Genomic DNA, 24,270 nt, shown 5'->3' with positions numbered 1-24,270 from the left:
CCCGTACGCGGGGGGATGCCGTTGTGCGGCCTTGTACGAGTCGGTCCAGTGAATCCGAGGTGAATGAATTCGGGAACCTTTGAATCCGGATTGTTACTTGAGGTTCCCTTGAGCTTCTATGGTCTGACTCACACTTTTCCATCGCGGCATCCCGAGGCTGCTGCCCCGAAACACCCGTGACACACTCATCCCATGCGCGTGTATCTCGGCTCCGACCATGCGGGCTTCGAACTCAAGAACCACCTCGTCGAATGGCTCAAGGCGGCGGGGCACGATCCCATCGACTGCGGCCCGCACATCTACGACGCCCAGGACGACTACCCGCCCTTCTGCCTCCGCGCCGCGGAGCGCACGGCCGCGGACCCCGACTCCCTCGGCATCGTGATCGGCGGCTCCGGCAACGGTGAGCAGATCGCCGCGAACAAGGTCAAGGGCGTCCGCGCGGCCCTCGCCTGGAGCGAGGAGACGGCCTCCCTCGGCCGCCAGCACAACAACGCCAACGTCGTGGCGGTGGGCGCGCGCATGCACACCCAGGAGGAGGCGACCAAGTTCGTCGAGACGTTCCTGGGTACGGCGTTCTCCGGCGACGAGCGTCACATCCGCCGCATCGACATGCTGTCGGCCTACGAGACGACGGGCGACCTGCCCCCCATCCCGGCCCACCACCCCCAGCAGGACTGACCCGTCGCGCCGGGGGCTGCCGCCCCCGGACCCCCGCGTCGGCCCTGAAGGGGCCTCGTCCTCAAACGCCGGACGGGCTGAGTGATGCAGGCCGGGGCTGAAGGGGTCCACGGGGTGCTCCGGGGTGGCGGGACGAGCCCCTCTCCGGGGTGGAGGGGCGAGCCCCCTCTGGGGTGGAGGGGCGAGCCCCCACTCTGGGGGTGCAGGGGGCAGAGCCCCCGCCGGGGTGCAGGGGCGGAGCCCCGCGAGGGGTGCAGGGGACGCAGTCCCCGCCGGGGTCTGGGGCGGAGCCCCAGGGTGGGGCGACCTTCCAGTTGGCTTTCACGGGTGGGTGGGTGGGAAACCCCGGGGTCTGGGGCGGAGCCCCAGGGTGCGGCAACCTCCCAGTTGGCCGTCATGGGTGGGCGGGTGGGAAACAAACGGCCGAGAAAGGGGACCGCACCGTGCCAGAGGGGCACACGATTCACCGGCTGGCGCACGACTACGCCGCCCGGTTCTCCGGCACGACCCCCCACGTAACCAGCCCCCAGGGCAAGTTCACAGACGCCGCCGAACTCCTCACCCGCACGGAACTCACCCACACCGAAGCCCACGGCAAGCACCTCTTCCTCGGCTTCCGGGACCCCGAGGACACCGACTGGATCCACATCCACCTCGGCCTCTTCGGCAAGGTCACCTTCGGTGACGCCCCCGCACCCCCGCCCACGGACACCGTCCGCCTCCGCCTCGCGAACGCCACCTCGTACGTCGACCTCCGCGGCCCCACCACCTGCGCCCTGATCACGAACGCCGAGAAGCAGGCGGTACACGACCGCCTCGGCCCCGACCCCCTCCGTACGGACGCCGACCCGCAGTCCGCGTACCGCCGCATCTCCCGCAGCCGTACGACGATCGCCGCGCTCCTCATGGACCAGAAGGTCATCGCCGGCGTCGGCAACGTCTACCGCGCCGAGGTCCTCTTCCGGCACCGCATCGACCCGTACCGCGCGGGCCGCGACATCACCCCCGCCGAATGGGACGCGATCTGGGCGGACCTCGTCGGGCTCATGCGCGAGGGCGTCCGCGACAACCGCATCGACACCGTCCGCCCCGAGCACACCCCCGAGGCGATGGGCCGCCCGCCCCGCGTCGACGACCACGGCGGCGAGGTGTACGTGTACCGCCGGGCCACCCAGCCCTGCCACATCTGCGCCACCGGCATCCGCACCGCCGACCTCGCCGCCCGCAACCTCTTCTGGTGCCCGACCTGCCAAAAACCCTGAGGCGAAAACCCTGAGGTCTAGAACCCGTGCGGCAGCCAAGGCGCCACCGCCGACCCGAACCCCACCGAAGCCTCCGCCAGCGCCCCCTCCCGCAGCTCGCGCACCAGCCCGGCCGCCGCCGGCGCGGCGAGCGGGACACCGCCCAGGTACGCCGCCCCCAACTCCCGGACGGAAAGCGCGAGATCGGCCGCTTCCTCGGTCCGCTCGCAGGACGCGCCCTTCATGTCGCCGGTCAGCCGCCAACGCCCTGCGTTCCAGGGGCAGAAGGAGTCCTCGACCTCGAACACGACATCCACCGGCGCCTGGTACGTGCGCGCCGCCAGCGCCGCGCCCACATCCACCATCCGCACGTGCAGCGAGTCCCGCACCAGCAGCTCGCACCGCCGGACGTCCGACACCAGGTACTGCCACGGTTCGTCCACCGGCCGCCGCCGCGCGTCGATCACCGTGGTCAGGTCGATGCCGAACAGGAACCGCCACAGCGCGGCGTGCGCCGCCGGGTCCAGCGCCTCCAGGTCCTCCAGCAGCACCGTCCCCTTGGGCCCGGCCGGCTCCCAGTCCGGCTTGATGCGGAAACGGGCGTACCCCACCAACTCCCCGCCCCGCTCGGCGACCACGCACTGCAAGGGCGACGCCCCGTCCCGCTCGCTCGCCGGGTCGAGCAGCATCAGCCGCTCCCAGCCGGGCGACCGCGCCACCATTCCCGGCCGCAGCGGCACCCGCCGGGCGTACAGCGCCTCGCACGCGTCGAGGACATCGGCCGGCGCGGCGTACCGCAGCCGTACGTCGTCGGTGCCGGGCGGCACCGTCAGCCGTACCCGGGTGGTGTCGATCCGCGCGTTGACGTTGTACGTCGCCGCGGCGTAGCCGAACCGCCCGTAGATGGCCGGTTCGGACGCCGTCAGCACCGCCAGCGGCCATCCCCAGGACCGTACGTCGTCCAACTGCCGCCGCATCATCGAGGTGAGCACACCGCGCCGCCGGTGCGTGGCGGCCACGCCGACCATGGTGACCCCCGCGGCCGGGACCGACGCCCCACCGGGCACCGTCAGCCGGAAACCGAAGGCCGACGCCGTACCGACGACCGCGTCACCGTCCCAGGCGCCGATCGAACGCTCGGTCTCTGTGAGGGAGTTCCACAGTTCCCGCTCCTCGGCCGCCTCCGGAACCCCGCCGAAGGCCCGGAGCAGGCTGTCGTACCAATGGTCCCAGTCCTCCGGCCGCAGCACCCGCAGATCGGTCGAAGGGCTACTCGCGCTGTCTGTCCCCATGGACCATGCGTACCAGCGGATCGTGGGGTGGGCGAACGAATTTCCCCCGGGTCGCGGCGGGACGGCACTCTGTGAAGTTGACTGTGACGTTGAACCTCGGAAGGGGGATAAGTCGGACCTCCCGTGCCAAGCACCTGGTCCGATGGATAGGGTCCCGAACTAATGGCAGCAGGACGAGCGCGGCGCTCGAAGGCCGAGACGTTCACGGCCCGGTGGAAGATGCAGTGGCACCGGGCCCGCGTCGGGCTGCGCAGAAGCGCGGTGGACTACTTCCGCGGCGACGGCTCGGACTGGATCGCGCTGGCCGGGCTGCTGCTGACCATCCCGGTGCTCGCGTCGGTGACCCTCGCCAACTCGGTGTGGTGCTCGCCCGCCACGCTGGTGCTGCCGATCGTCGCGGGCGGCCTGCTGCTGCGGCCCGCGAGCCTGCTCGGGCTGTACGCGGCGGCGGCCACGGCGCTGATCGTGGAGTCGGTGCGGCTCGGCCCGTACACCGAGGGGCCCTCCAGGGTCACGCCGGGTGTGGTGCTCGTGGTCGCCGCCTGTGGGTTCTTCGGGCTGCTCACCGCGCAGTTCCGCAGCCGGGTCGGCGTGCCGTGGCGGCGCGGCGGCACCATGCTGTTCGACCTGCGCGAGCGGATCCGGGTGCAGAGCAAGCTGCCGAAGCTGCCGCAGGGCTGGCACCGGGAGATGGCGCTGCGGCCCGCGGGCGGGCAGTCCTTCTCCGGTGACTTCGTGGTGGCGGCCCGTACCAACGGCGGGCGCACGCTGGAGGCCGTGCTCACGGACGTGTCCGGCAAGGGCATGGACGCGGGGTCGCGGGCGCTGCTGCTGTCGGGGGCGTTCGGGGGGCTGCTGGGCTCGCTGCCGCCGCATGCCTTCCTGCCGGCGGCCAACGGCTATCTGCTGCGCCAGGACTGGGACGAGGGTTTCGCGACCTCGATCCATCTGGTGCTGGATCTCGACTCCGGGGACTACGAGTTGTACTCGGCCGGGCATCCGCCGGGCCTGCAGCTCAGCGCGGGCAGCGGGCGCTGGGAGGAGAAGTCCGCCGAGGGCCCGCTCCTCGGTGTGTACGACGGTGCCCAGTTCGACCCCGTGAAGGGATCGCTGCGGCCGGGAGACGTGTTGATGCTGTTCACGGACGGCCTGGTGGAGACGTCCGACCGGGACATCGTCGAGGGCATCGACCGCCTCACCGGCGAGGCCGACCGCTATGTCGCGGGCGGCTTCCACGGAGCCGCCTGGCACCTCATCGAGGCCGTGGCGAAGGACGTCAACGACGACCGGGCGCTGCTGCTGATCTGCCGGGAAGGCCCGTCCGCCCAGCAGGCCCGCTGACACGTGCCGTCACGGGGACCGTGCGGGACCTGACCGCCGTACAGGATCTGGGGGTGCGGCGGGGGCGGCTGTCGCTGCGGCCCGGCGAGGTGGCGCTGGACGCCTCCCTCGCGCAGAGCACGCAGGTCGGGGTCGGTGACCGGCTGCGCCTGTACCTGCCCGACGGGACCAGGGCCACGCCGCTGGTCGTGGCGACGTACGCGCGCGGCATGGGACTCTCGCAGGTCACCCTCGGCCGCGCCGCGCTGGCCGGTCAGCTGGCGCCGTTGGGGACGGTGCTTGACCGGGCGGATACACCACCGCCCGGTCGCTGGACCGGGAGCTGAACGCCTGGGCCAACGCCGTGATGGCGAGCGTGCTCGGCGGGTTCGCCGCCGTGGCCGCCGTGAACACGCTGGTGATGACGGTCCTCGACCGGCGCCGCGAGCTCGGCACGCTCCGGCTCATCGGCTCCACCCGCCGGCAGATCCTGCGCATGATCCGCTGGGAGGCCCTGCTGGTAGCCCTCACCGGCATCGGCCTGGGCACGGCGATCGCGCTGGCCACGCTGGTGCCGATGATCCAGGGACTGACGGGACAGGGGCCGTACATACCGCCGCTGGTGTACGGGGCGTTCGCGGGCGGTGTCGTGGTGCTCGGGTTGGCCGCGGCGAGCATTCCGGCCCGGGCCGCGCTGCGCCGGGAGACACTGGGGGAATGACCGAGACGCGCTCCCCGATGCCCCTCGCCGAGGTGGAGGCCCTGGCGTGCGCCGCCCACGCCGGGCAGACCGACAAGGCGGGGCGGCCGTACGCCGAGCACCTGCGGGCCGTCGCGGAAGGTGTGCGGGCCCGGGGCGGCGACGAGGCGCAGATCGCGGCGGGCTGGCTGCACGACGCCGTCGAGGACGACGCCCTCTCGGGGGAGTGGCTGGCGGGGGCCGCGCTGAGCCGCCGTACGAAGGACATCGTGCTGGCGGTCACCAAGCGGACGGGGGAGGGACCGGAGGCGTACGCCCGGCGCATCCTCGCCACGCCCGGCGCGCTGCTGGTGAAGGAGGCCGACCTCGCCCACAACGCGGACCCGGAACGGCTGGCCGTGCTGGACGCAGCGACCCGGAAACGGCTGACCGAGAAGTACACGCGGATGCGCGCACTTCTCGGTCTGGGGGAGTGCCCGGGGGAATGACGGAGACTACGGGGGCTAGACGCCGACCTTCTCGCGCTCGCGCTCCCGTTCCTTCTGCTGGCGTTCGCGGGCGAGTTCCGCCGCGTCCTGCTTGAACGCCCACTCCATCTTCGGCTCCATGGCGAAGCTGAACACGCGCCGTACGGGGCTGGTGCACAGGAGGGTGACGGCGGTGGCGGCGAGGACGGTCACCAGGATCTCGCCGAGCGGGCGGTGCAGGGCCGCGGGGTCGAACCAGCCCCGGTAGTCGGCGAACTTCACCAGGAAGCCGTGCAGCAGGTAGCCGCACAGCGTGCCCGCGCCCAGCGAGGTGAACCACGTCTTCCGGCCCGGCACCCAGGCGAAGAAGCAGGCGGTCAGCAGCAGCGAGCAGCCGAACATCGCGATCACCATGACCGGCCCCGACCACCACGGCCCGCCCAGTTCCTGCGCGGAGTCACGGTGGTAGAACCAGCCGGTGCTCATCCGGGGCACCGCCCACCAGCCGACCGCCAGCGCGGCCGCGAACACCGGCACGGCGGCGGCCCGCACCCAGGGGCGGCGCACCAGCTGGAAGTGCTCGGGCTTCATGCACAGGCCCAGCACGAAGTACGGCAGGAACTGCAGGACACGCTGCAGGTCCAGGTCGTCGCCGATGCTCGGGGTGACGGAGGCCAGCATGGCGATGCCGAGCGCGACCGGGAGCGGCCGGCGGATCAGCTTCCAGATGGGCGTGGTCAGCCGCCAGATGAACAGGGCGCACAGGAACCAGGTCAGGTACCAGGGGTCGAGGAGGCTGATCTCCTGGCCGGGGGAGTGGTCGACGAACCGCTTGAAGAGCGGGTAGGCGGTTTCGAACACGATGTACGGCACGGCGACGCCGGTGATCAGCCGCTTCAGCCGGTCGGGGCGCATGTCGAAACTGCGCGAGAAGAAGCCGGAGATGATGATGAACGCCGGCATGTGGAAGGCGTACACGACCGTGTACAGGCCCTCGAGGATGCGGCTGTCGCCCTTGAGGGGCTCCCACGAGTGGCCCATGGCGACCAGCACGATCGCCAGGTACTTGGCGTTGTCGAAGAACGCGTCGCGCTGTTTGCCCGGTCTGTCACCCTGTGTCGGCTGTGTCGACTGCGTCGGCTGCTGCCGTGACTGCTGCGCGCCCGTCGGGGTACGCGGACTGGGCACTCCTTCCGTCGGCGACTGTGCCGGGGGGAGTGGCCTTCGGTGCTGGCCGGGGGACGAGGCGGCGTCAAACATCTCAGGCACCCTAGCGTCGGCTGTGGGATTTCGTAAAACCCCGTGTGTCATTCCTGGTTAACAGGCTGCGGGTACCCCCGGATTCAACAAAGTTGACCTGTCTGTCCACGTGACGGTGAGCACATCAATGGGTCGCAACGGTCCGCGAGGCGACGCGAGATGACCCTGATGTCCCGATTCATACCGACTAATTGGTGCATAACGTCGTCTCTGTGCCAACAATTCGAATTACCCGCGCACGAGATGTGTGGACAGGGAAACGAAGTCGTGTAATTCCCTGTGGGGTCCCGTTGGATACGGGCGCGGGTGGCGCCTCGAATTACTGTGCGGAGCCCCGGACTTGGAGCGGGCGCAGCCGACGTTGTGTCACGTGCCGCATAGGACGGCCCGGTTGGTGGCACGATGGTTCCGGGAGTGCGGACCGACCGAGGGTGTGATCAGTTGTGGCCATTTCACTGTCCGTGGTGCTGCTGTTGGCGATCATCCTTGTAGTGCTGATCAGAGGGGGGAACATCAAGGCCGGCCCCGCCATCGTCGCGGTGCTCTTCGGCTTCTTCCTGGCTTCGACCGGGATGGCTCCGTCCATCCAGCGGTTCCTGAACTCGCTGGCGGAATCGATCAACTCCATCAGCTTCTGACCCGCGGTCCGCGGTCGGCGGCACGCGACACAACGGAACAACGGGGGGACGTACGGCGATGGCGCTGCGCGACTCGGACCCGGCGGAGGTGGGTGGCTACCGCATCGAGGACCGCCTCGGCAGCGGCGGCATGGGTGTGGTCTACCTCGCCCGCTCCGCCTCCGGCCGCCGCCTGGCCGTGAAGGTCGTCCACGGCCAGTACGCCGACGACGACGAGTTCCGCGCCCGTTTCCGCCGCGAGGTGGCCGCCGCCCGCCAGGTCAGCGGCGCCTTCACGGCGCCCGTCGTGGACGCCGGCGCCGACGCCCCGCGCCCCTGGATGGCCACGCTCTACATCCCGGCCGAGGACCTCGGCACCCACGTCCGCCGGCACGGCCCGCTGCCCCCGCCCCGGCTGCGCGAACTCGCCGCCGGCCTCGCCGAGGCGCTGCGCGACATCCACCGGGCCGGCGTGGTCCACCGCGACCTGAAACCGGCCAACGTGATGCTCGCCGAGGACGGCCCCCGCGTCATCGACTTCGGCATCTCCCGCGCCGCCGAGTCCGCCTCCGCCGACGCCCTCACCCAGACCGGCCGCGTCATGGGCACCCCGCCCTTCATGTCCCCCGAGCAGTTCTCCTCCCCGCACGAGGTCGGCCCGGCCGCCGACATCTTCTCCCTCGGCGCGGTCCTGGTGTACGCCGCCACCCGGCGCGGGCCGTTCGACAGCCCGAGCCCCTACGAGACGGCGACCCGGGTCGTCGAGGGCGAGCCGGAACTCGACGGCGTCCCCGCCGAGCTGCTCCCGTTCGTCCGCCTCTGCCTGGAAAAGCACCCGAAGTCCCGCCCCACCCCCGACGACCTCCTCCGCCTCCTGCGCGACGGGAGCCTGCCGCACCCGCGTCAGGAGCCCACACGGGTGAACACACGGGAGGGCACGCGGGACGACACCCGGAAGGACACCGCGCCGCAGAGCCCGCCCGCCCGGCGCCGAAGGCTCCGGACCGCGGCGATCGCGGGCGCCGCCCTCCTGCTGGCGGCGGCCGCCTCCGTCACCACGCTGCGGCTGACGGGCGCCGGCGACGGCAGCAGTACCCACAGGGACCTGCCGGCGGGCTGGCGGGCCTGGCAGGCGAAGGACCTCGACAAGGCGACCAGCCCCAGCGCGGCGTTCCCGTCCTGCACCGCGCTCGACGGCGGACTGATCTGCGCCGGTGACAGCATCAAGGCCGTCCGCTTCTCGCTCACCACCGGCAAGGTCGAATGGAGCCATCCGGTGGCCGACCACCCCGACCCGACCGGCAGCAGCGGGAGCATCCCCGACAGCGGAGTGTTCGGCACCCACGGCCACGACGTCTACGTGGTCGCCAACACCAAGGCCCGCCCGGCCGACGTCGACGACTACGTCTTCCAGGCCCTCGACGCCCGCACCGGCAAGGTGCGCTGGAACATGCCCGTCGGCGACCGGGAGCTGTCCGCGGTGGACGGCAGCACGGCCGTCACGGCCGACGGGCCGATCATCACCTACGGCCCGGACGGCAGAACGTACTCGCTGCTGGACACCGCCACCGGCACACCCCGCTGGAAGCGCACCACGCCCGCCAGGGACACCTGCGAGGTCCGCACCGCGGCGGGCCACGGCTACCTGCTGTGCGTCGACCCCAAGGGCAAGCACACCCGGATCTCCGAGGTCGCCCCGGCCGACGGCAAGGCCCGGTGGACCGCCACGGTGGACGGCGCCCTCACCCTGGCCGGCCGGTCCGTGGGCCGTCTGGTCCTCCTCGCGTCCCCGAACGCCCCCGACGACGCCTCGGGCCCCGCCTACCACCGCCTCACCCTGCTCGACGTGAGCGACCGCTCACCGCACATCGTCCCGCTGGCCCGCGCCGTACCGTCCGGCTCCACGCCCACCGTGCTCCGCGGCACCCTCTACTTCACGCTCAACAGCGGCGAGGTCCGCGCCGTCACCCCGGCCACCGGCCGCACCCTGTGGGACACCCGCTCCTCCGTCGAACGCCCCGGCCCGCCCGCCGTCAGCGACGCCTACGTCCTCGTCGTCTCCCCCGGCGGCCGCCTCGCCGCCCTGGACCGCCGCACCGGCAGGGAACGGCACAGCCTCCCCGGCCGCGACGCCCGCACGGACCCCGTCTTCGTGTACGTGGGCTCGACCCCCCTGGTCCGCGGCGACGCCGTCTACGTCCCGTACGGCATCCGCGCCGTCTACTCCGCGGACATCAACAACCTGTAGCAAACGCCAGGGGCCCGGCCCCGCCGAAACGGAAACCGGGCCCCAGGGCCGTACAGAGCGGGCGACGGGAATCGAACCCGCGTAGCTAGTTTGGAAGATCGCGTACGCGCATTCGGCCTGATCTGGCGAGACGCAGACCTGTGGCTTCTTGGCTCGTTCGCCCGGACTCCCCGCTGTTCCCCGTCGGCCGCTTCCTCATCGGGCACGCAGGGGGCACGTTGTCACTCGTAGAACCGCGCTGCGCTCAGGGCCCGAGCTATGAACGTCCAGTCACCGCCGGCCGGTAGCTCTTGGCCGTGGTTCGCGTACCACCCCGGGGCGTCGCCCACCCACGCTTCCAGAGCCTCCAGGAAGCGGTCTAGCGTTCGGTTCTCCCACTGGTCGCCGCTCGCTTCGAAGTCCTGCCGCAGACGCCTCAGGAAGCCGCTCAGGGCCTCGCGGTCGGCAAGGCGCTCGTTAATTGTCAGTGGGAGGGGTTCGCGCTCGTCTCCCCAGTCATCGAGCCTGAGCTTGACTTGGCAGTTGTGCTCCGCATGGTCGACAACGCTCCCACTGATCATGAACCCGAGCCGGGGAGGGACAGTTCCAGGCGGTGAGCCACCGATCTCGGCCAGGCCCAGGGCGTACGGCGCCCCATCGATCTTCACGAACACGCCGAAGCGCTGCCGGCCGATGACCCTGCCGGTTACGCGGGCGCCCACTGGCAGTGCGGTCATGGTCGCTGGCCAGGCGCGTCTTATGTCCTCGGACGTCGGATCATCCACGCCATTCGGCCACGTGTACTCCGTCATGCGCCGCATCCCCCCGGCGATCGTGAACTTGAACCTGCGGCCTCATCCTTATCAGGTCGATCACACCGACTGATCGACGTTGGCGAACGCCTCCTAGCCCTGTATCGACAGGCCGTGGAGGTTCGACGCCGATCGGCTTCGTTCGCGGTTGTTGGTGTCAGCTGCTGATGTCAGGGCTGCACGATCCCCTTGACACAGGCCTACGCGTGGCGGGCGAGCTTGATCGAGGAGATCAGCAGGATCACGGCCAGTACGGGGATGAGGACCATCTCGGAGAACACCCCGACCAGCAGGCCGCCCAGCAACGCACCCACGATCGACCCTCCGGCCATGACCATGGTGAAGGGGAGATTGGCGCGCAGGACTGCGAAGCTGCCATCACGGCTGTAGCGGGCGAAGGCAACCAGCATGGTCGGCAACGACACGAGCAGGGACAGGCTCCCTGCGGTCTTGATGTCGACCGCGAACAGCAACACGATCGTCGGGATCAGCAACTCGCCCCCGGCCACGCCCATGATCGCGGCGACTACTCCGATGCCGAAGCCTGCCAGGACTCCGATGGGCACCTGGGCCCACAGAGGCAGTGAGAGGGTTCCCAGGGCCGTGGTGTGGGTGACCATCAGGGCTGCGGCCATGAGCACCATCAGCGCGGCAAGCACTTTGTACAGGGTGGAGCTGCGCATCCGGACCGCCCACGTGGCTCCGGCCCAGGCGCCCAACAGGCTCCCGGCCAGCAGGTTGGCGGCGATGGTCCAATGCGAGGCCAGCTCGGATGCCGAGACTGCTGCTAGGCGAGCGGGGAGCGCGGCCAGGACCACGACCAGGCTCATGGCCTTGTTGAGGATCACTGCTGAGAGAGCGGCGAATCCGAACAGGCTGATTAGTAGCGGCAGCCGGAACTCTGCGCCACCCAGACCGATCATGCCGCCGAGGATCCCGACCGCTCCTCCCGCGACGAACGCCAACGGCATCGAGCGCGACGAACGTGTGGGAGCAAGATCCTGGTTTACGGCCATGGCAGGCATCCTCCCTGGCAGGGAGCCGTGATCGCTACGGCGCTGGCCAGCCTTCAGGCGAAGGTCCGGAAGGCCTGTTCGCTCTTCGTCGGCTCCTCTGAACCACTCCGCCGGCACCCTCCAGCCTCAACCCACCACCCTCCCCAGCTCCCATCCCGTCCGCCGTCGACCCACACACCGTGGAGCGGGCGTGGTTCATGGCGTCCAGGTGGAGCGCGCCACTGTACGAACGACCTGGACGCCATGAGCCGCGTCTGCTCGGCTCTGCCTGGGTCGACGGTGGTCGGGATGGGAGCGCCCCACGCACGCCACTACGGACCCGCAGTCGGGAACGGCGCCCCCTCCATCCCGGTGCCGGCCGATCCCCCGCCGGAGGCATCGTCTTGACCGTGGGCCGCGCTATGCGGTGATCGACTCATGGCTTCCGGCCCTATCCACATGTGGGCGCGCGTCGGCGTCGGCCGCGCCGAGCGGGCCGAAGGCAGGAGCGCGGGCGCGGCCAGAGCCGGGAAGCGCGCCCGGCGGAGCGGAGCGCAGCCGGGGCTTGATGAGGTAGAGAAACCTGTAACAGCTCATGGCCGATACGGGTCTTGGCCCTGGTCATGCCTCCGTGGTGATCTGGCAGCGATGGCACGCGAAGGGGGGCAGGGTGCAGCCGTTACCGGATGACTTGGCGCGGAACCGGCCGGGCGACGCGGTGCGCCGCAAGATCCACGAGTTGCAGCCGAATCGAGCACTGCGGCTGGTCGACCGTTGGCGGCCCCGTTCGGAGATCCGGAGTTGGGTGGACGGACTCACAGGCGAACGGCTCACCGCCCGGAAGCTGAGCAGACTACGGGGCCGTGGCTGGTTCACTCTCCACGCCATCCAGTGGGCGAGCGGCGCGGACATAGATCACCTCACCATCGGCCCCGCCGGCGTCTTCGCCATCAACTCCAAACGGCACCGAGGCAAGGCTGTTTGGTACGGCGACCGTGCCATCACGGTGAACGGCGCTCCCACCCGTCACATCGCAATCAGCCAGTCTGAAGCGCGCCGCGTGTCCCGCATCCTGTCTCAGCGCTGCGGAGTCGACGTTCCCGTCCGTCCGGTGATCTCCGTCGTGCACGCGTCGAAACTGACCGTCAAGGGGGCGAACCCTCCGGTGCTCGTCCTGGCTGTCGAACACCTCGACCAGGCTCTGTCGGGGCTCTCGCCGACGCTCTCCACCGACCAGGTGGCCCACATCTACGGTGTGGCGCGAAGGGCTCAGACCTGGGCCAGTTGATCAGGCGTCGAAGTCGTACTCCAGGATGTACGAGGCAGCGTCAAGCGTCATTTCGTTGATCTCGACGGGGCGGCCCTCGTCCGCGAAAGCGGTGCGGCAGATGAGAATGACCGGCGTACCCGAGGAGATGTTCAACTGCGCCGCCTCGTCCTTCGACGGCATGCGTGAGCGGATCTCCTCGCGGAAGTGCACGGGCTTGTAGCCGAGTTCGGCAAGCCTGGCGTACGTCCCGCCGGGTCCGGTGTTCTCCTCAGTGATCGCCGACCCTGCAACCACTGAGGTGGGCAGGTAACTCGTCGCGAGCAGAACGGGCTTCCCATCCAAGACGAAGCGCCGGCGCCTCACACACACGGTCTCCTCGTCGGCCAGCTCCAGGACCGCGCCGATGTGGTCGGGGGCCCCCTCCTCCGACACGGTGACCTGGTCCACTTCGAGCGCGCGGTTTTCGATGTCCGCGGACCAGATGGAACGGCCGCTGCCCCACTGCTGCTGGGAAAGTCGCTGGATGCCTCGGCGCCGAAGCGGCCGGAACGCCCGGACGAACACGCCGGCGCCCTTGCGGGCCTCGGCGACGCCTTCGTCACGGAGCACACTCAATGCCTGTCGGGCCGTCATGCGGGCCACGCCGTGCGCGGCCATCAGGTCGTTTTCGCCCGGAAGCCGATCACCGGGACCGTACTCGCCCGACTGGATCGCCTCGCGTAGGGAGTCCGCGATCCGCTGGTACTTCGGCCGACGGTCGTCGTCGGTGGTGGCCATTTCGAAGCCCTCCTCTCTTCTCTAGACAGCTTAGGTCACGGGTGCGCCGCCCGCTCTCTCCGTGTAGCCGAGATCCGCGACCCTCAACGTCTCTAGACATCTCTCTTGACGTCTCTAGAGATGAACGCTCAAATGGAGATGTCTAGAGAGGTCGCGTCAGGCGGCCTCCAGGAACGAGGAGTGACGCATGCCGTCCTTCAAAATCGACACTTCGACCGCTGTGGTGTTCGTGGCGACCGCGCCGACGCCGAAGCTGGCCAACGCCAAGACCGGTGAGCGGGCCATGGACCGGGAGACCGGTGCGGCCCTGTCGACGGTGGGCCTGCTGGTCTCGGACGAGGGGGAGGGGAACCTCTACCAGGTGACCATCCCGGAGACGGGTTACCCGGAGGGTCTGGCGCCGGGCATGCCGGTGAAGGTGATCGGTCTGAAGGCCCGCGACTGGGAGAACGAGTTCAACGGCCAGAAGCGGCACGGGATCTCGTTCCGCGCGGTCGCGATCACCTCGGTGGCCTGACCATGACCGACGCAACGGTGTGGCTGGAGGCCACGGGGGCGCTCGCGGGGGCCGGCGGCCTCGGCTACGCGAAGGTGCGGGCCCCGCGGGTGTACTGGTCGCTGGTGGGCCTGCCGGTCACCTGGGCCCGGTTCACCTGGTCGTACCGCTCGACCATGGACGTGTGCGGGCTGACGGTGCAGCCGTCGGGGTTCCGGGCGTTCGTGACGCGGAACGTGGCCCGTCGGGAGGTGCTGCCGGTCCCGCCGAAGGTGCGCCGGGTGCGGGGTACGTCGACGGGGCTGCGGGTGACGCTGCGGCTTCCGGCCGGCCTGGAACCGGCGGACATCGCGGCAGCCTCGGAGCGGCTGCGGCACGCCTGGGGCGTCCACGCGGTCACCGTGGCGGAGACCAAGCCGGGCTTCGTCGAACTGCGGATGACCGGTTACGACGTTCTCAACCGGGTGCGCCTGCCCCGCTCGGCCCGCGCGGATGGCCTGGTGGTGCCGGTGGCTCTGCGGGACGACGGGACAGTGTTCGCCCGTGACTACCGGGCCGTGCCGCACGCGCTGACCCTGGGCGCGAACCAGTCGGGGAAGTCGGTCTACCAGCGCTCGCTCATCAAGGGGCTGGCGTCGCTGCCGGTCGCGCTGGTCGGGATCGACTGCAAGCGCGGTGTGGAACAGACCGCGTACGGGCCTCGGCTGTCGGCGCTGGCGACCACCCCGGATCAGGCTTCCGCCCTCGTGGACGCTCTGGTCGGGGAGATGGGCGACCGGTTCGACCTGCTGGCCCGACACGGGGTGTCGGACCTGTGGGAGCTGCCCGAGAAGGCGCGCCCGGTCCCCGTCGTGGTCCTGGTCGACGAGATCGCGGAACTGTTCCTGATCGCGTCCAAGAAGGACGAGGAACGCCGCGAACGGCTCGTGACGGCGTTGATCCGCCTGGCACAGATGTCCCGCGCGGTCGGGATCTACCTGGAGGTGTGCGGGCAGCGCTTCGGCTCCGAGCTGGGCAGGGGTGCGACCATGCTGCGCGCGCAGCTCACCGGGCGGGTGGTGCACCGGGTCAACGACAAGCAGACCGCCGAAATGGGCCTGGCCGACGTGGCCCCGGACGCGGTCCCGGCGGCCGGCCTGATCCGCGCGGACCGCCCGGGAACGGCGGTGGCCGGTGACTCCTCCGGGGGCTGGTCCCGCATCCGCACCCCGCACGTCTCCCGCTCCGAGGCGGTCGCCGCCTGCCGGCAGTACGCGCACCTGGTGCCGAGTCTGCCCGCGCTGGCGCCGTTTCGCCCCGACGTGCCCGACCCGGTCACCGCTCCGGGCCCGTCCCTGGTCAAGCCCCGCCCGGTCACCGAGTAGGAGGGACCGCCATGGCTGCTCGCAAGACCACCAAGCGCACGGCTCCGCCCGTCCCGGCGGTCAAGGCGTGCTCGGAGTGCGGCGGTACCGGCTCGGTGCCGACCACGGTTCGAGTGGGTCGGCGTCACCGGACGGTGGGCCAGCAGGCGGGGATCTGCCTGGCCTGCCTGGGAACCGGGGAAGTCCCGGCGGGCGGGGAGTGATGACCGTGTCTCGCTCGATCCGTCCAGATGCAGTCCTGATCCAAGCCGTGATCGCCGGTGCCCTGTCCTTCGCGCACCTGCACGATTTGGCAGCGGCGGCCGGACAGTCCGGCTGGAAGGCGTGGGCCTATCCGGTCTCGGTCGACCTGCTGTTGGTCGCCGCCTGGCGTCGGCTGCGCGCCGGCCGGGACGGGGCTTCCTGGACCTGGTTCGCCATCGCCCTGTGCGCCTCGCTCGGTGCCAACGTCGCCACGGCCGGGCTGCTCGACCTGCACCACGTTCCTGCCTGGCTGCGCATCCTCGTCGCTGGCTGGCCCGCCCTCGCCTTCCTCGGCGGCACCCTTCTGGTCCACGCCCCCGCCCCGGCCCTGCCGGACACGGAAGCGGACCACGATCCGGCGGTGCCGGAAGTCGAGATGCAGCGCACCGACGCACCCGACCCGGCCCCGGCCTCGGTCCCGGAGCTGGCCCCGGTACCGCCGAAGCCGCCCGCCAGTACTGCGGCCGTTCCGCCGGCCCTGCTCGAACACGCCCGCTCGATCGCCGACGCACACCACACCAGCACGGGTGAGCGGATCACCGCCGACGCGCTCACCGCCCGGCTCGGCCTGCCCGCCCCGACCTGCCAGGCAATCGCCGCACAACTCCAACTCACCTGACGTGAAAGGGAAACAGCCCATGCCGCAGACCTTCAACCGCGCTGCCGACTACTTGGACGCGGCTCGCGAGATGGCCGACTCCGGCCGTCCGGCTCTGGCCCGGATGCTCGCCGAGGAAGCCGCCGACCGCACCCCGGACCCGACCGAGGCGGCCCGCATCCTCGACGAGTTCCCCGGCGGCACGCTGCGGCGGGAGAGCTGACATGGCCGTCTTCCGCCGCTTCCGCGACGTGCGCCGCTTCGGCCCGGTCACCGTCGCCACCTACCACGACGGCCGGGGCCGCACCCGCCACACCGCCGCCTGCAACGCCCCCGGTTGCGGCTTCTCCGGCGACTACGCCGACCGCTCCGCCGCCGAACTCGCCGCCCGCACCCACCGCTGCAACCCCTGACAGGAGGAACGATCCCGTGTTCACGCCCAAGTACCCGCCCCCGGACACCGCCCCCACGGTCCCGACCCCGGCGCCCACGACGGACAACGTCCCCGCCGCCGCCACGCCGGCCCCGGTGCCGGTCGTCCCGGCCTCGAACCGGCCCACGGTTCAGCTCACCCCGGGCACCGTGCTCGCCCTGGTCGGCGGCGGCACCGCCGTGGTCCTGGTCGTCGGCGCGGTCCTGGTCTCCATGCTGCTGGCGGTCGCCATCACCGCCACGTCGGTGGCCGTGGTCGCGGTCGTCCTCAAGGCGCTGATCAAGGACGTCAACAAGCAGCGCTAACGGCCCCCGGAGCGGCCTCGGTCGCCAAACTTCCGCCGCTCCGGGCGCCTGCACCTCTTCCAGATCCAACGGACCCGAAAGGGAAGCCTCATCATGCCTCAGCACGCCCGGACCATGCGCGTCTGCCGCGACTGCGACGGCTTCGCCACCGCCGCCATCACCACCGGCACCCGCCACGCCGACGGCACCCGCGCCACCCTCACCGTCACCTGCCCGGCCTGCAAGGGCACCGGCCACACCACCCCCGCCGGCTCCCTCGCGCGGACCGGGAGGTGAGCGCCGTGTCCGACCTGACGCCGAACGAGAAGACGCCCGGACTGCACATCGCAGCCGAACCGATCTACCGCCGCCACGACGACCCCGGCCGCTGGTGGAAGACCACCGCCACCACGCCGAAGGCCTCCTACCACTGCGGCGGCTGCGGCAAGTCCGACTCCGCCACCGGCTCCCGCGCCACCGACGTGATCGCCGACTACGAGACCAACCATGGCCCCGCCCACAAGAAGGGCAGGGGATGACCGACTCCGCCCCCGCGGCGGGCCTGGACCCGGCCACCCTCGCCGACGTGCTGAGGCTGGCCGGGTCCACCGGCTTCGACCGCATCCAGGACCAGATCCGCCGCACCGGCGGCTGCACCGACCCGATCCGTCTGCAAGGCTCCACCGTCACCCGCGACGCGGCCACCGGGCAGGTCCTGCACTCGTACTCGACCGACCACGAGCCCGGAGGCGTGCTCCGCCTCGCCTGCGGCAACCGCCGGGCCTCCCGCTGCCCTTCCTGCGCCTGGACGTACGCCGGGGATACCTATCACCTCATCCGCGCCGGCCTCGTCGGCGACCCCGCCAAGGGCACACCCGAGACCATCCACGACCATCCCCGCGTCTTCGCCACCCTCACCGCGGCCTCGTTCGGCCCGGTCCACAACCGGCCCGGCAACCGGCCCTGCCGCTGCGGCACCCACCACGCCGAAGACGCCCCGGAACTGGGCACACCGCTCGACCCGGACACCTACGACTACGCGGGCGCCGTGCTGTGGAACAACCACGCCTCGGAGCTGTGGCGCTACTTCACGATCTACCTGCGCCGCGAGATCGCCCGCCGGGCCGGCCTGACCCAGAAGGATGCCCGGGAACAGTCGCGTGTCTCCTTCGGCAAGGTCGCCGAGTACCAGAAGCGTGGGGCCGTCCACTTCCATGCCGTGATCCGCTTCGACGGACCGGACGGGCCCGACGATCCGCCGCCGGCCTGGGCGACCCTCGACCTGCTCACCGACGCGATCCACGCCGCCACTGCCCGCGTCGCTGTCGACGTGCCCCCGGTCGGCGACCAGCCGGCCCGCACTCTGCGGTGGGGCACTCAGCTTGACGTACAGCCGATCGGCGCCTTCGGCCATGGCGAAGAGATCACCGAACAGGCAGTCGCCTCCTACGTAGCCAAGTACGCCACCAAAGCCGCCGAAACCACCGGCACCGTAGACCGCCGGATCGGCAACAAAGAGGCCCTTGACCTGCTCGGCGTCCCGGAGCACCCGGCCCGGCTCATCGCCGCTTGCCTCGACCTGCACCCGCTCTACCCGGACCGCAAGCTCCGCGACTGGGCACACATGCTCGGCTTCCGCGGCCACTTCTCCACCAAGTCCCGCCGCTACTCCACCACCCTCGGCGCCCTTCGTCAGGTCCGTGCCGACTACCGCGCCGCCCAGCAACGCGAAGCCCTCGGCCTGCCCGACCCCGACGACGAGGAAGCCACCACTTTCACCCTCGCCCACTGGGCCTACGCCGGCCACGGCCACACCCCCGGCGAATCCTGGCTCGCCGCCAACATCCGCCGGGACATCCAACTCAACCGCGAGACGGCCCGGGAGGCGCTCGCAGACCTCGACCCGGAAGGGGCGTACGACCATGCATGAGCGCTACCTGAACGTTGACCAGGTCGCCGAACTGCTCGGTACGACCGTGCGCTTCCCCCGCCGGCTGATCGAGGAGCGGCGGATCACCTACGTGAAGGTGGGGAGGCACGTCCGCATCCCTGAGAGCGCCGTTCGGGCCTTCATCGTCGCGAACACGATCGAGCCCCGCCGTGGTGGCGCCCAGGGGGTGGCTGCCTGATGGCCGGTAAGCGCCGACAGTTCGGCCGCGTCCGCAAACTGCCCTCGGGTCGCTACCAGGCACGCTACGTCGGCCCTGACGGCCTCCTGCGGCCCGCTCCGGAGACGTTCCGCACCAAGAGGGACGCGGATGACTGGCTGGCCGACAAACAGACCGAGTTGCGCCGTGGCGACTGGCATGACCCGGACGCGGGGAAGGTGCCGTTCGGCTCGTACGCCGCTGCCTGGATCGAGGAACGCGAGCTGACCGCCACCACACGGCAGCTCTACGGCTCGCTCCTGCGTCAGCACCTGGAGCCCGTCCTCGGCACCGCCAACGTCGCGGAGATCACGCCTCCGCTCGTGCGTCGCTGGCGTGCCGACAAGCTCGCCGCCGGCACCGGGCCGACCACCGTCGCCAAGGCGTACGCCCTGCTCCGCGCGATCATGGGCACGGCCGTCGACGATCAGATGATCCGGCGCAACCCATGCACGATCAAGGGTGCGAGCACCGTGCACACCCCGGAACGTCCGACCGCCACCGTGCAGGAGGTCTACGACCTGGCCGACGCGATCCAGCCCCGCTACCGGGCGCTCGTGCTCATGGCTGGCTTCCTCGGTCTGCGCTGGGGCGAGCTGATCGGGCTGCACCGCCGGGATGTCGACCTCGACCACGGCACCGTGCGCGTCCGCCGGGCCGTCGCTGAGCTGAACAACGGCCAGCGCCAGATCAAGGCTCCCAAGAGCGCGGCGGGCAAGCGCACGGTGACGGTCCCGACCGCGATCGTTTCCGACATTCGTGATCACCTGGAGCGGTTCGCTGAGCCGGGTGCGGACGGCCGGGTCTTCGTCGGTGCCAAGGGGGCGACCCCGCGGCGCAACCACTTCAACCGGCTGTGGCACAAGGCCTGCGACGATGCCGGGGTCAAGGGCCTGCACTTCCATGATCTTCGGCACACGGGCAACACCCTCGCAGCCTCGACGGGGGCCAGCACGCGGGAGCTGATGACGCGCATGGGCCACAGCACCGCCCGCGCCGCGCTGATCTACCAGCACGCCAGTGCGGACCGTGACCGGCTGATCGCCGACGCGCTGAGCGCCCTGGTCGACAAGGGGCGCAGGAAGACCCGGACGGGCGACGAGAAGCAAGATCCAGAGCCCGAGGGGCACGCGGGGGACACGGCGGACTGACCGGGACTCCCGGAAACACTCAGGGCCAGGCGGAGGAATGATCCTCTGACCTGGCCCTGAGCCGTACAGAGCGGGCGACGGGAATCGAACCCGCGTAGCTAGTTTGGAAGACTAGGGCTCTACCATTGAGCTACGCCCGCACGCGTGCGCCGCAGGTCCGGGACCGCGGCGACACAGGCATCGTAGCGGGTCGCATGCCGCACAGGCCAACGCGTTGGTCTGCGGGGTTTCCGCGGGGGCGGTCGTGCGGGAAAGCGGCCGACGTGAACGGCCCGGGCATGTACCCTACGTGTCGCACCAGCACGGGGTGTGGCGCAGCTTGGTAGCGCGTCCGCTTTGGGAGCGGAAGGCCGTGGGTTCAAATCCCGCCACCCCGACCACAGACTCACGTCACCGTGATGATCGCCTTTTGGGGCGCTGAGCGGCTGCGGTTACTATGCAAGCTGCGCGCCCGTGTGTCCCGGCCCACTCGGCCTCGAACTCCACCGGGCGGCGAAATCCGCCGGACCTGTCGGGATCGGCAGAAACCAAGAAGTCAGCCACAAGGAGACCGAACCGTGAAGAGCGCCGTGGAGACCCTGAACCCGACCCGGGTTCGGCTCACTGTCGAGGTGCCCTTCGAGGAGCTCAAGGACAGCCTCGACGCGGCGTACAAGAAGATCAACCAGCAGGTCACGGTGAAGGGCTTCCGCAAGGGCAAGATCCCCGCCCGTGTCATCGACCAGCGGTTCGGCCGCGGTGCGGTGCTGGAGGAGGCCGTCAACGACGCGCTGCCGAAGTTCTACACCGAGGCGGTCAACGAGGCCGAGCTCAGCCCGCTGGGCCAGCCCGAGGTCGACATCACCGAGCTGAAGGACGGCGAGACGCTGAACTTCACCGCCGAGGTCGACATCCGCCCGGCCCTCGAGATCCCGGACTACTCGGGCATCGAGGTCGAGGTCGACGCCGTCGAGGTCAGCGACGAGGACGTGGAGAAGGCGGTCGAGCAGCTGCGCGAGCGCTTCGCCTCCACCTCCCCGGTCGAGCGCGCCGCCGAGGACGGCGACGTCGTGACCATCGACCTCCAGGCCAAGGTCGACGGCGAGGTCCTCGAGGACGGCGTCGCCGAGGGCGTCTCCTACACGATCGGCTCCGGCGAGCTGCTGGACGGCATCGACGACGCCGTGAAGGGTCTGGAGGCCGGTGGGGAGGCCACCTTCGCCTCCGAGCTCAAGGGCGGCTCGGCCGCGGGCCAGGAGGCCGAGGTCACCGTCAAGGTCACCCAGGTCGCCGCCCGCGAACTGCCCGAGCTGGACGACGACTTCGCGCAGCTCGCCTCGGAGTTCGACACGCTCGAGGAGCTGAAGGCCGACAGCCGCAAGCGGCTGGCCAGCACGAAGCAGTACGACCAGGCCACGCAGGCCCAGGAGCGCGTCCTGGACAAGCTGCTGGAGCTCGTCGAGGTGCCCGTCCCCGAGAAGCTGCTCGAGGACGAGATCAACACCCGTAAGCACAACCTCGAGCACCACCAGCTCGGCCAGATGGGCCTCGACCTCGACAAGTACCTGGAGCTCCAGGGCAAGACCGCGGAGGAGTTCGAGACCGAGACCCGCGAGGCCGCGGTCAAGGGCATCAAGACCCAGTTCGTCCTCGACGAGCTGGTCAAGGTGGAGAAGCTCAACGTCAACCAGGAGGAGCTCACCGAGCACCTCATGCGGCGCGCCGCCTCCTCCGGCATGTCCCCCGACCAGTTCGCCCAGGCCGTCGTCGAGGGCGGCCAGGTGCCCCTCCTCGTCGGCGAGGTCGCCCGCGGCAAGGCCCTGGCCGTCGTGGTCGAGGCCGCCACGGTGAAGGACACCAACGGCGAGATCGTCGACCTGGACGACGAGGAGGAGACCGAGGCCGCCGAGACCGAGGCCGAGGCCCCGGCTGCGGAGGCCTCCGAGGCTGCCGAGGCCTCCGAGGAGAAGACCGAGGGCTGAGCCCTGCAGCGCCTCTGAAGCACTCAGAGCGGGCCCCGGGGACATGTGCTCCCCGGGGCCCGCTCGCGTCCCCAAGGGGCGCGGAGCCGTGTCGACGGCGGCCCCGCAGCGGGGCGCGACAAGCCGCGCCGCACCCGCACCCGGCACCGGCGCCGCACCGCCTCCACCGCTGCCCCACCGCCGCCGCACCGCCGCCGCACCCGCCGATCCGGCGGAGGCCGCCGCTACGCCCCCGGCGAACACCCCCTTCCACGGGATTCCCCGAAGGGGCCCGCGCGTTAGGGTCCATGAATACGGGGGCAGGGGAGTCCCCGAACCCGCCCCAGCCCCTGGCAGGGATTACGCAGGGAACACGTGAGACGGCCCGGCGCCGTCGTAAGACGAGCAGGTGGATACGTGACGAATCTGATGCCCTCCGCCGCCGGCGAGCCCTCCATCGGTGGTGGCCTCGGCGACCAGGTCTACAACCGGCTGCTCGGCGAGCGGATCATCTTCCTCGGCCAGCAGGTCGACGACGACATCGCCAACAAGATCACGGCGCAGCTGCTGCTCCTCGCGGCCGAGCCCACCAAGGACATCTACCTCTACATCAACAGCCCCGGCGGTTCGGTGACGGCCGGTATGGCGATCTACGACACCATGCAGTACATCCCGAACGACGTGGTCACGATCGGCATGGGCATGGCGGCCTCGATGGGTCAGTTCCTGCTCACCGGTGGTACCCCCGGCAAGCGCTTCGCTCTGCCGCACACGGACATCATGATGCACCAGGGCTCCGCGGGCCTCGGCGGTACGGTCTCGGACATCAAGATCCAGGCCCAGTACCTGCTGCGTACCAAGAAGACCATGACCGAGCTGACCGCGTTCCACTCCGGCCAGTCGGTCGAGACGATCCTCCGGGACGCCGACCGCGACCGCTGGTTCACCCCGGACGAGGCCAAGGAGTACGGTCTCATCGACGAGATCATCACGAACGCCTCCGGCGTTCCGGGAGGCGGCGGCACCGGCGCATCATGACGCCAGGCCCGGCCACGCCACGCACCGCCGAGACTCCAGCCCCCCGAACGCCACCAGGACGGTGAACACCCTCATGACCAACTTCTCCGGCGCCGCCGACGCCCGTTACGACGGCCCCCGACCCGACGCCCGCTATGTCATCCCGCGCTTCGTCGAGCGCACCTCCCAGGGTGTCCGCGAGTACGACCCGTACGCGAAGCTCTTCGAGGAGCGCGTGATCTTCCTCGGCGTCCAGATCGACGACGCCTCCGCCAACGACGTCATGGCGCAGCTGCTGTGCCTGGAGTCGATGGACCCCGACCGGGACATCTCGATCTACATCAACAGCCCCGGCGGCGACATGACCGCCCTCACGGCGATCTACGACACGATGCAGTTCGTGAAGCCGGACATCCAGACGGTCTGCATGGGCCAGGCGGCCTCCGCCGCGGCCATCCTGCTGGCCGCCGGTACGCCGGGCAAGCGCATGGCGCTGCCGAACTCCCGTGTGCTGATCCACCAGCCGGCCGGTTCCACCGGCCGCGGGCAGCTCTCCGACCTGGAGATCATCGCCAACGAGTTCACGCGGATGCGTGAGCAGCTGGAGAACATGCTGGCCAAGCACTCCAACCGGCCGCTCGAGCAGGTCCGCGAGGACATCGAGCGGGACAAGATCCTCACGGCCGAGGAAGCTCTGGAGTACGGCATCGTCGACCAGATCATCTCGACCCGGAAGATGAACAACGAATCCGTCCGCTGACGCGGGGTGATGTTGTCGTCTGCCACCCTTGGCACGATTTGACCCCGTGCGCGGAAAGGTGCACGTCAAAGTGAACCGTGCCAAGGGGGGCCCGAACGGGGGGCCCGGCAAGGTACCGTCGGAATAAGGCAGCACCAGGAGCCGCTGGACTCGTAGCGTCCAGGCGTCTCCCAGGCGA

Annotated in this window: 27 protein-coding genes, 2 tRNA genes and 1 pseudogene; 24 read left to right on the top strand and 6 right to left on the bottom strand. The window is 70.5% G+C overall.

What is annotated here, in order from left to right; all coding sequences use genetic code 11:
* Positions 1 to 192: 192 nt before the first annotated feature.
* Positions 193 to 681 (top strand): ribose-5-phosphate isomerase, encoded by a 489-nt coding sequence (locus ACH45E_RS34200; protein WP_361453395.1) that lies wholly within the window; start codon positions 193 to 195, stop codon positions 679 to 681.
* Positions 682 to 1,124: 443 nt separating this feature from the next.
* Entirely contained in the window at positions 1,125 to 1,943 is an 819-nt protein-coding gene (locus ACH45E_RS34195; RefSeq protein WP_361456650.1) for a DNA-formamidopyrimidine glycosylase family protein, read from the top strand.
* A gap of 17 nt (positions 1,944 to 1,960) precedes the next feature.
* Here the strand turns inward: ACH45E_RS34195 and ACH45E_RS34190 are convergent, their stop codons facing one another.
* Positions 1,961 to 3,214 carry a GNAT family N-acetyltransferase gene (locus ACH45E_RS34190; protein ID WP_361456653.1) on the bottom strand — a complete coding sequence of 418 codons (1,254 nt, stop codon included), beginning with the start codon at positions 3,212 to 3,214 and terminating at the stop codon, positions 1,961 to 1,963.
* Between the two features lie 162 nt (positions 3,215 to 3,376).
* Between ACH45E_RS34190 and ACH45E_RS34185 the strand changes: the two genes are divergently transcribed.
* The 3 genes and pseudogenes from ACH45E_RS34185 (at position 3,377) to ACH45E_RS34175 (ending at position 5,722) form a co-directional block, all read left to right on the top strand.
* Entirely contained in the window at positions 3,377 to 4,555 is a 1,179-nt protein-coding gene (locus ACH45E_RS34185) for a PP2C family protein-serine/threonine phosphatase (protein WP_361456656.1), read from the top strand.
* A pseudogene (locus ACH45E_RS34180) lies at positions 4,546 to 5,255 on the top strand (ABC transporter permease); the annotation flags it as partial. The gene ACH45E_RS34185 and the pseudogene ACH45E_RS34180, both read left to right, overlap by 10 nt.
* Complete coding sequence (locus ACH45E_RS34175) at positions 5,252 to 5,722, top strand: HD domain-containing protein (RefSeq protein WP_361456659.1); 471 nt, start codon at positions 5,252 to 5,254, stop codon at positions 5,720 to 5,722. The pseudogene ACH45E_RS34180 and the gene ACH45E_RS34175, both read left to right, overlap by 4 nt.
* Positions 5,723 to 5,737: 15 nt before the next feature.
* On the opposite strand, the gene ACH45E_RS34170 is transcribed toward ACH45E_RS34175, so the two are convergent.
* Positions 5,738 to 6,889, bottom strand: a complete 1,152-nt coding sequence (locus tag ACH45E_RS34170) for an acyltransferase family protein (RefSeq protein ID WP_399042131.1) — start codon at positions 6,887 to 6,889, stop codon at positions 5,738 to 5,740.
* A 515-nt stretch (positions 6,890 to 7,404) separates the two neighbouring features.
* Between ACH45E_RS34170 and ACH45E_RS34165 the strand changes: the two genes are divergently transcribed.
* Both ACH45E_RS34165 and ACH45E_RS34160 read left to right on the top strand, forming a co-directional pair.
* Positions 7,405 to 7,599 (top strand): hypothetical protein, encoded by a 195-nt coding sequence (locus tag ACH45E_RS34165; protein WP_361456665.1) that lies wholly within the window; start codon positions 7,405 to 7,407, stop codon positions 7,597 to 7,599.
* 58 nt (positions 7,600 to 7,657) lie between these two features.
* On the top strand, positions 7,658 to 9,826 hold the full coding sequence (locus ACH45E_RS34160; protein WP_361456668.1) for a PQQ-binding-like beta-propeller repeat protein: 2,169 nt from the start codon (positions 7,658 to 7,660) through the stop codon (positions 9,824 to 9,826).
* Between the two features lie 221 nt (positions 9,827 to 10,047).
* On the opposite strand, the gene ACH45E_RS34155 is transcribed toward ACH45E_RS34160, so the two are convergent.
* Both ACH45E_RS34155 and ACH45E_RS34150 read right to left on the bottom strand, forming a co-directional pair.
* Positions 10,048 to 10,617 carry a hypothetical protein gene (locus ACH45E_RS34155; protein ID WP_361456671.1) on the bottom strand — a complete coding sequence of 190 codons (570 nt, stop codon included), beginning with the start codon at positions 10,615 to 10,617 and terminating at the stop codon, positions 10,048 to 10,050.
* A gap of 200 nt (positions 10,618 to 10,817) precedes the next feature.
* Entirely contained in the window at positions 10,818 to 11,633 is an 816-nt protein-coding gene (locus ACH45E_RS34150) for a sulfite exporter TauE/SafE family protein (protein WP_361456674.1), read from the bottom strand.
* 610 nt (positions 11,634 to 12,243) lie between these two features.
* On the opposite strand from ACH45E_RS34150, the gene ACH45E_RS34145 reads away from it, so the two are divergent.
* Complete coding sequence (locus tag ACH45E_RS34145) at positions 12,244 to 12,900, top strand: nuclease-related domain-containing protein (RefSeq protein WP_361456677.1); 657 nt, start codon at positions 12,244 to 12,246, stop codon at positions 12,898 to 12,900.
* Here the strand turns inward: ACH45E_RS34145 and ACH45E_RS34140 are convergent, their stop codons facing one another.
* Positions 12,901 to 13,659, bottom strand: a complete 759-nt coding sequence (locus tag ACH45E_RS34140) for a GntR family transcriptional regulator (protein WP_361456680.1) — start codon at positions 13,657 to 13,659, stop codon at positions 12,901 to 12,903.
* Between the two features lie 187 nt (positions 13,660 to 13,846).
* Here ACH45E_RS34140 and ACH45E_RS34135 point away from each other — a divergent pair, with 187 nt between their 5' ends.
* The 12 genes from ACH45E_RS34135 (at position 13,847) to ACH45E_RS34080 (ending at position 20,375) form a co-directional block, all read left to right on the top strand.
* On the top strand, positions 13,847 to 14,176 hold the full coding sequence (locus ACH45E_RS34135) for a hypothetical protein (protein WP_361456683.1): 330 nt from the start codon (positions 13,847 to 13,849) through the stop codon (positions 14,174 to 14,176).
* A 2-nt stretch (positions 14,177 to 14,178) separates the two neighbouring features.
* The gene (locus ACH45E_RS34130; protein WP_361456686.1) at positions 14,179 to 15,519 is read left to right on the top strand and encodes an FtsK/SpoIIIE domain-containing protein; all 1,341 of its coding nucleotides are present in this window, start codon (positions 14,179 to 14,181) and stop codon (positions 15,517 to 15,519) included.
* A gap of 11 nt (positions 15,520 to 15,530) precedes the next feature.
* Positions 15,531 to 15,722, top strand: a complete 192-nt coding sequence (locus tag ACH45E_RS34125; protein WP_361456689.1) for a hypothetical protein — start codon at positions 15,531 to 15,533, stop codon at positions 15,720 to 15,722.
* Between the two features lie 5 nt (positions 15,723 to 15,727).
* Complete coding sequence (locus ACH45E_RS34120) at positions 15,728 to 16,381, top strand: DUF2637 domain-containing protein (protein ID WP_361456692.1); 654 nt, start codon at positions 15,728 to 15,730, stop codon at positions 16,379 to 16,381.
* 19 nt (positions 16,382 to 16,400) lie between these two features.
* Positions 16,401 to 16,583 (top strand): hypothetical protein, encoded by a 183-nt coding sequence (locus tag ACH45E_RS34115; protein ID WP_361456695.1) that lies wholly within the window; start codon positions 16,401 to 16,403, stop codon positions 16,581 to 16,583.
* 1 nt (position 16,584) lies between these two features.
* The gene (locus ACH45E_RS34110) at positions 16,585 to 16,773 is read left to right on the top strand and encodes a mobile element transfer protein (protein WP_361456698.1); all 189 of its coding nucleotides are present in this window, start codon (positions 16,585 to 16,587) and stop codon (positions 16,771 to 16,773) included.
* Positions 16,774 to 16,789: 16 nt separating this feature from the next.
* On the top strand, positions 16,790 to 17,098 hold the full coding sequence (locus ACH45E_RS34105; protein WP_361456701.1) for a SpdD protein: 309 nt from the start codon (positions 16,790 to 16,792) through the stop codon (positions 17,096 to 17,098).
* A gap of 93 nt (positions 17,099 to 17,191) precedes the next feature.
* Positions 17,192 to 17,374 carry a hypothetical protein gene (locus ACH45E_RS34100; protein WP_361456704.1) on the top strand — a complete coding sequence of 61 codons (183 nt, stop codon included), beginning with the start codon at positions 17,192 to 17,194 and terminating at the stop codon, positions 17,372 to 17,374.
* Positions 17,375 to 17,379: 5 nt separating this feature from the next.
* Positions 17,380 to 17,616, top strand: a complete 237-nt coding sequence (locus tag ACH45E_RS34095; RefSeq protein ID WP_361456707.1) for a hypothetical protein — start codon at positions 17,380 to 17,382, stop codon at positions 17,614 to 17,616.
* Positions 17,613 to 19,007, top strand: coding sequence for a replication initiator protein RepSA (repSA, locus tag ACH45E_RS34090; protein WP_361456710.1), 1,395 nt, complete (start codon positions 17,613 to 17,615; stop codon positions 19,005 to 19,007). Before ACH45E_RS34095 ends, repSA begins: the two co-directional genes overlap by 4 nt.
* Positions 19,000 to 19,206: an excisionase family DNA-binding protein gene (locus ACH45E_RS34085; protein ID WP_361456713.1), complete on the top strand. Its 207-nt coding sequence runs from the start codon at positions 19,000 to 19,002 to the stop codon at positions 19,204 to 19,206. Before repSA ends, ACH45E_RS34085 begins: the two co-directional genes overlap by 8 nt.
* Positions 19,206 to 20,375 carry a site-specific integrase gene (locus ACH45E_RS34080; protein WP_361456716.1) on the top strand — a complete coding sequence of 390 codons (1,170 nt, stop codon included), beginning with the start codon at positions 19,206 to 19,208 and terminating at the stop codon, positions 20,373 to 20,375. Before ACH45E_RS34085 ends, ACH45E_RS34080 begins: the two co-directional genes overlap by 1 nt.
* A gap of 69 nt (positions 20,376 to 20,444) precedes the next feature.
* Here the strand turns inward: ACH45E_RS34080 and ACH45E_RS34075 are convergent.
* Positions 20,445 to 20,515: transfer RNA gene (locus ACH45E_RS34075), tRNA-Gly, on the bottom strand.
* A gap of 163 nt (positions 20,516 to 20,678) precedes the next feature.
* Here ACH45E_RS34075 and ACH45E_RS34070 point away from each other — a divergent pair.
* The 4 genes from ACH45E_RS34070 (at position 20,679) to ACH45E_RS34055 (ending at position 24,092) form a co-directional block, all read left to right on the top strand.
* A tRNA-Pro gene (locus ACH45E_RS34070) sits at positions 20,679 to 20,755 on the top strand.
* A 177-nt stretch (positions 20,756 to 20,932) separates the two neighbouring features.
* Positions 20,933 to 22,336, top strand: a complete 1,404-nt coding sequence (gene tig / locus ACH45E_RS34065) for a trigger factor (RefSeq protein WP_361456719.1) — start codon at positions 20,933 to 20,935, stop codon at positions 22,334 to 22,336.
* 408 nt (positions 22,337 to 22,744) lie between these two features.
* Complete coding sequence (locus ACH45E_RS34060) at positions 22,745 to 23,353, top strand: ATP-dependent Clp protease proteolytic subunit (RefSeq protein WP_361456776.1); 609 nt, start codon at positions 22,745 to 22,747, stop codon at positions 23,351 to 23,353.
* 73 nt (positions 23,354 to 23,426) lie between these two features.
* Entirely contained in the window at positions 23,427 to 24,092 is a 666-nt protein-coding gene (locus ACH45E_RS34055; protein WP_361456722.1) for an ATP-dependent Clp protease proteolytic subunit, read from the top strand.
* Positions 24,093 to 24,270 lie beyond the last annotated feature (178 nt).

This window comes from Streptomyces sp. NPDC020299 (genome assembly GCF_044387825.1).
Taxonomy (GTDB): Bacteria; Actinomycetota; Actinomycetes; order Streptomycetales; family Streptomycetaceae; genus Streptomyces.
The sequence above is the reverse complement of the archived record's forward strand: the minus strand, read 5'-3'. Positions and strand labels throughout refer to the sequence as shown.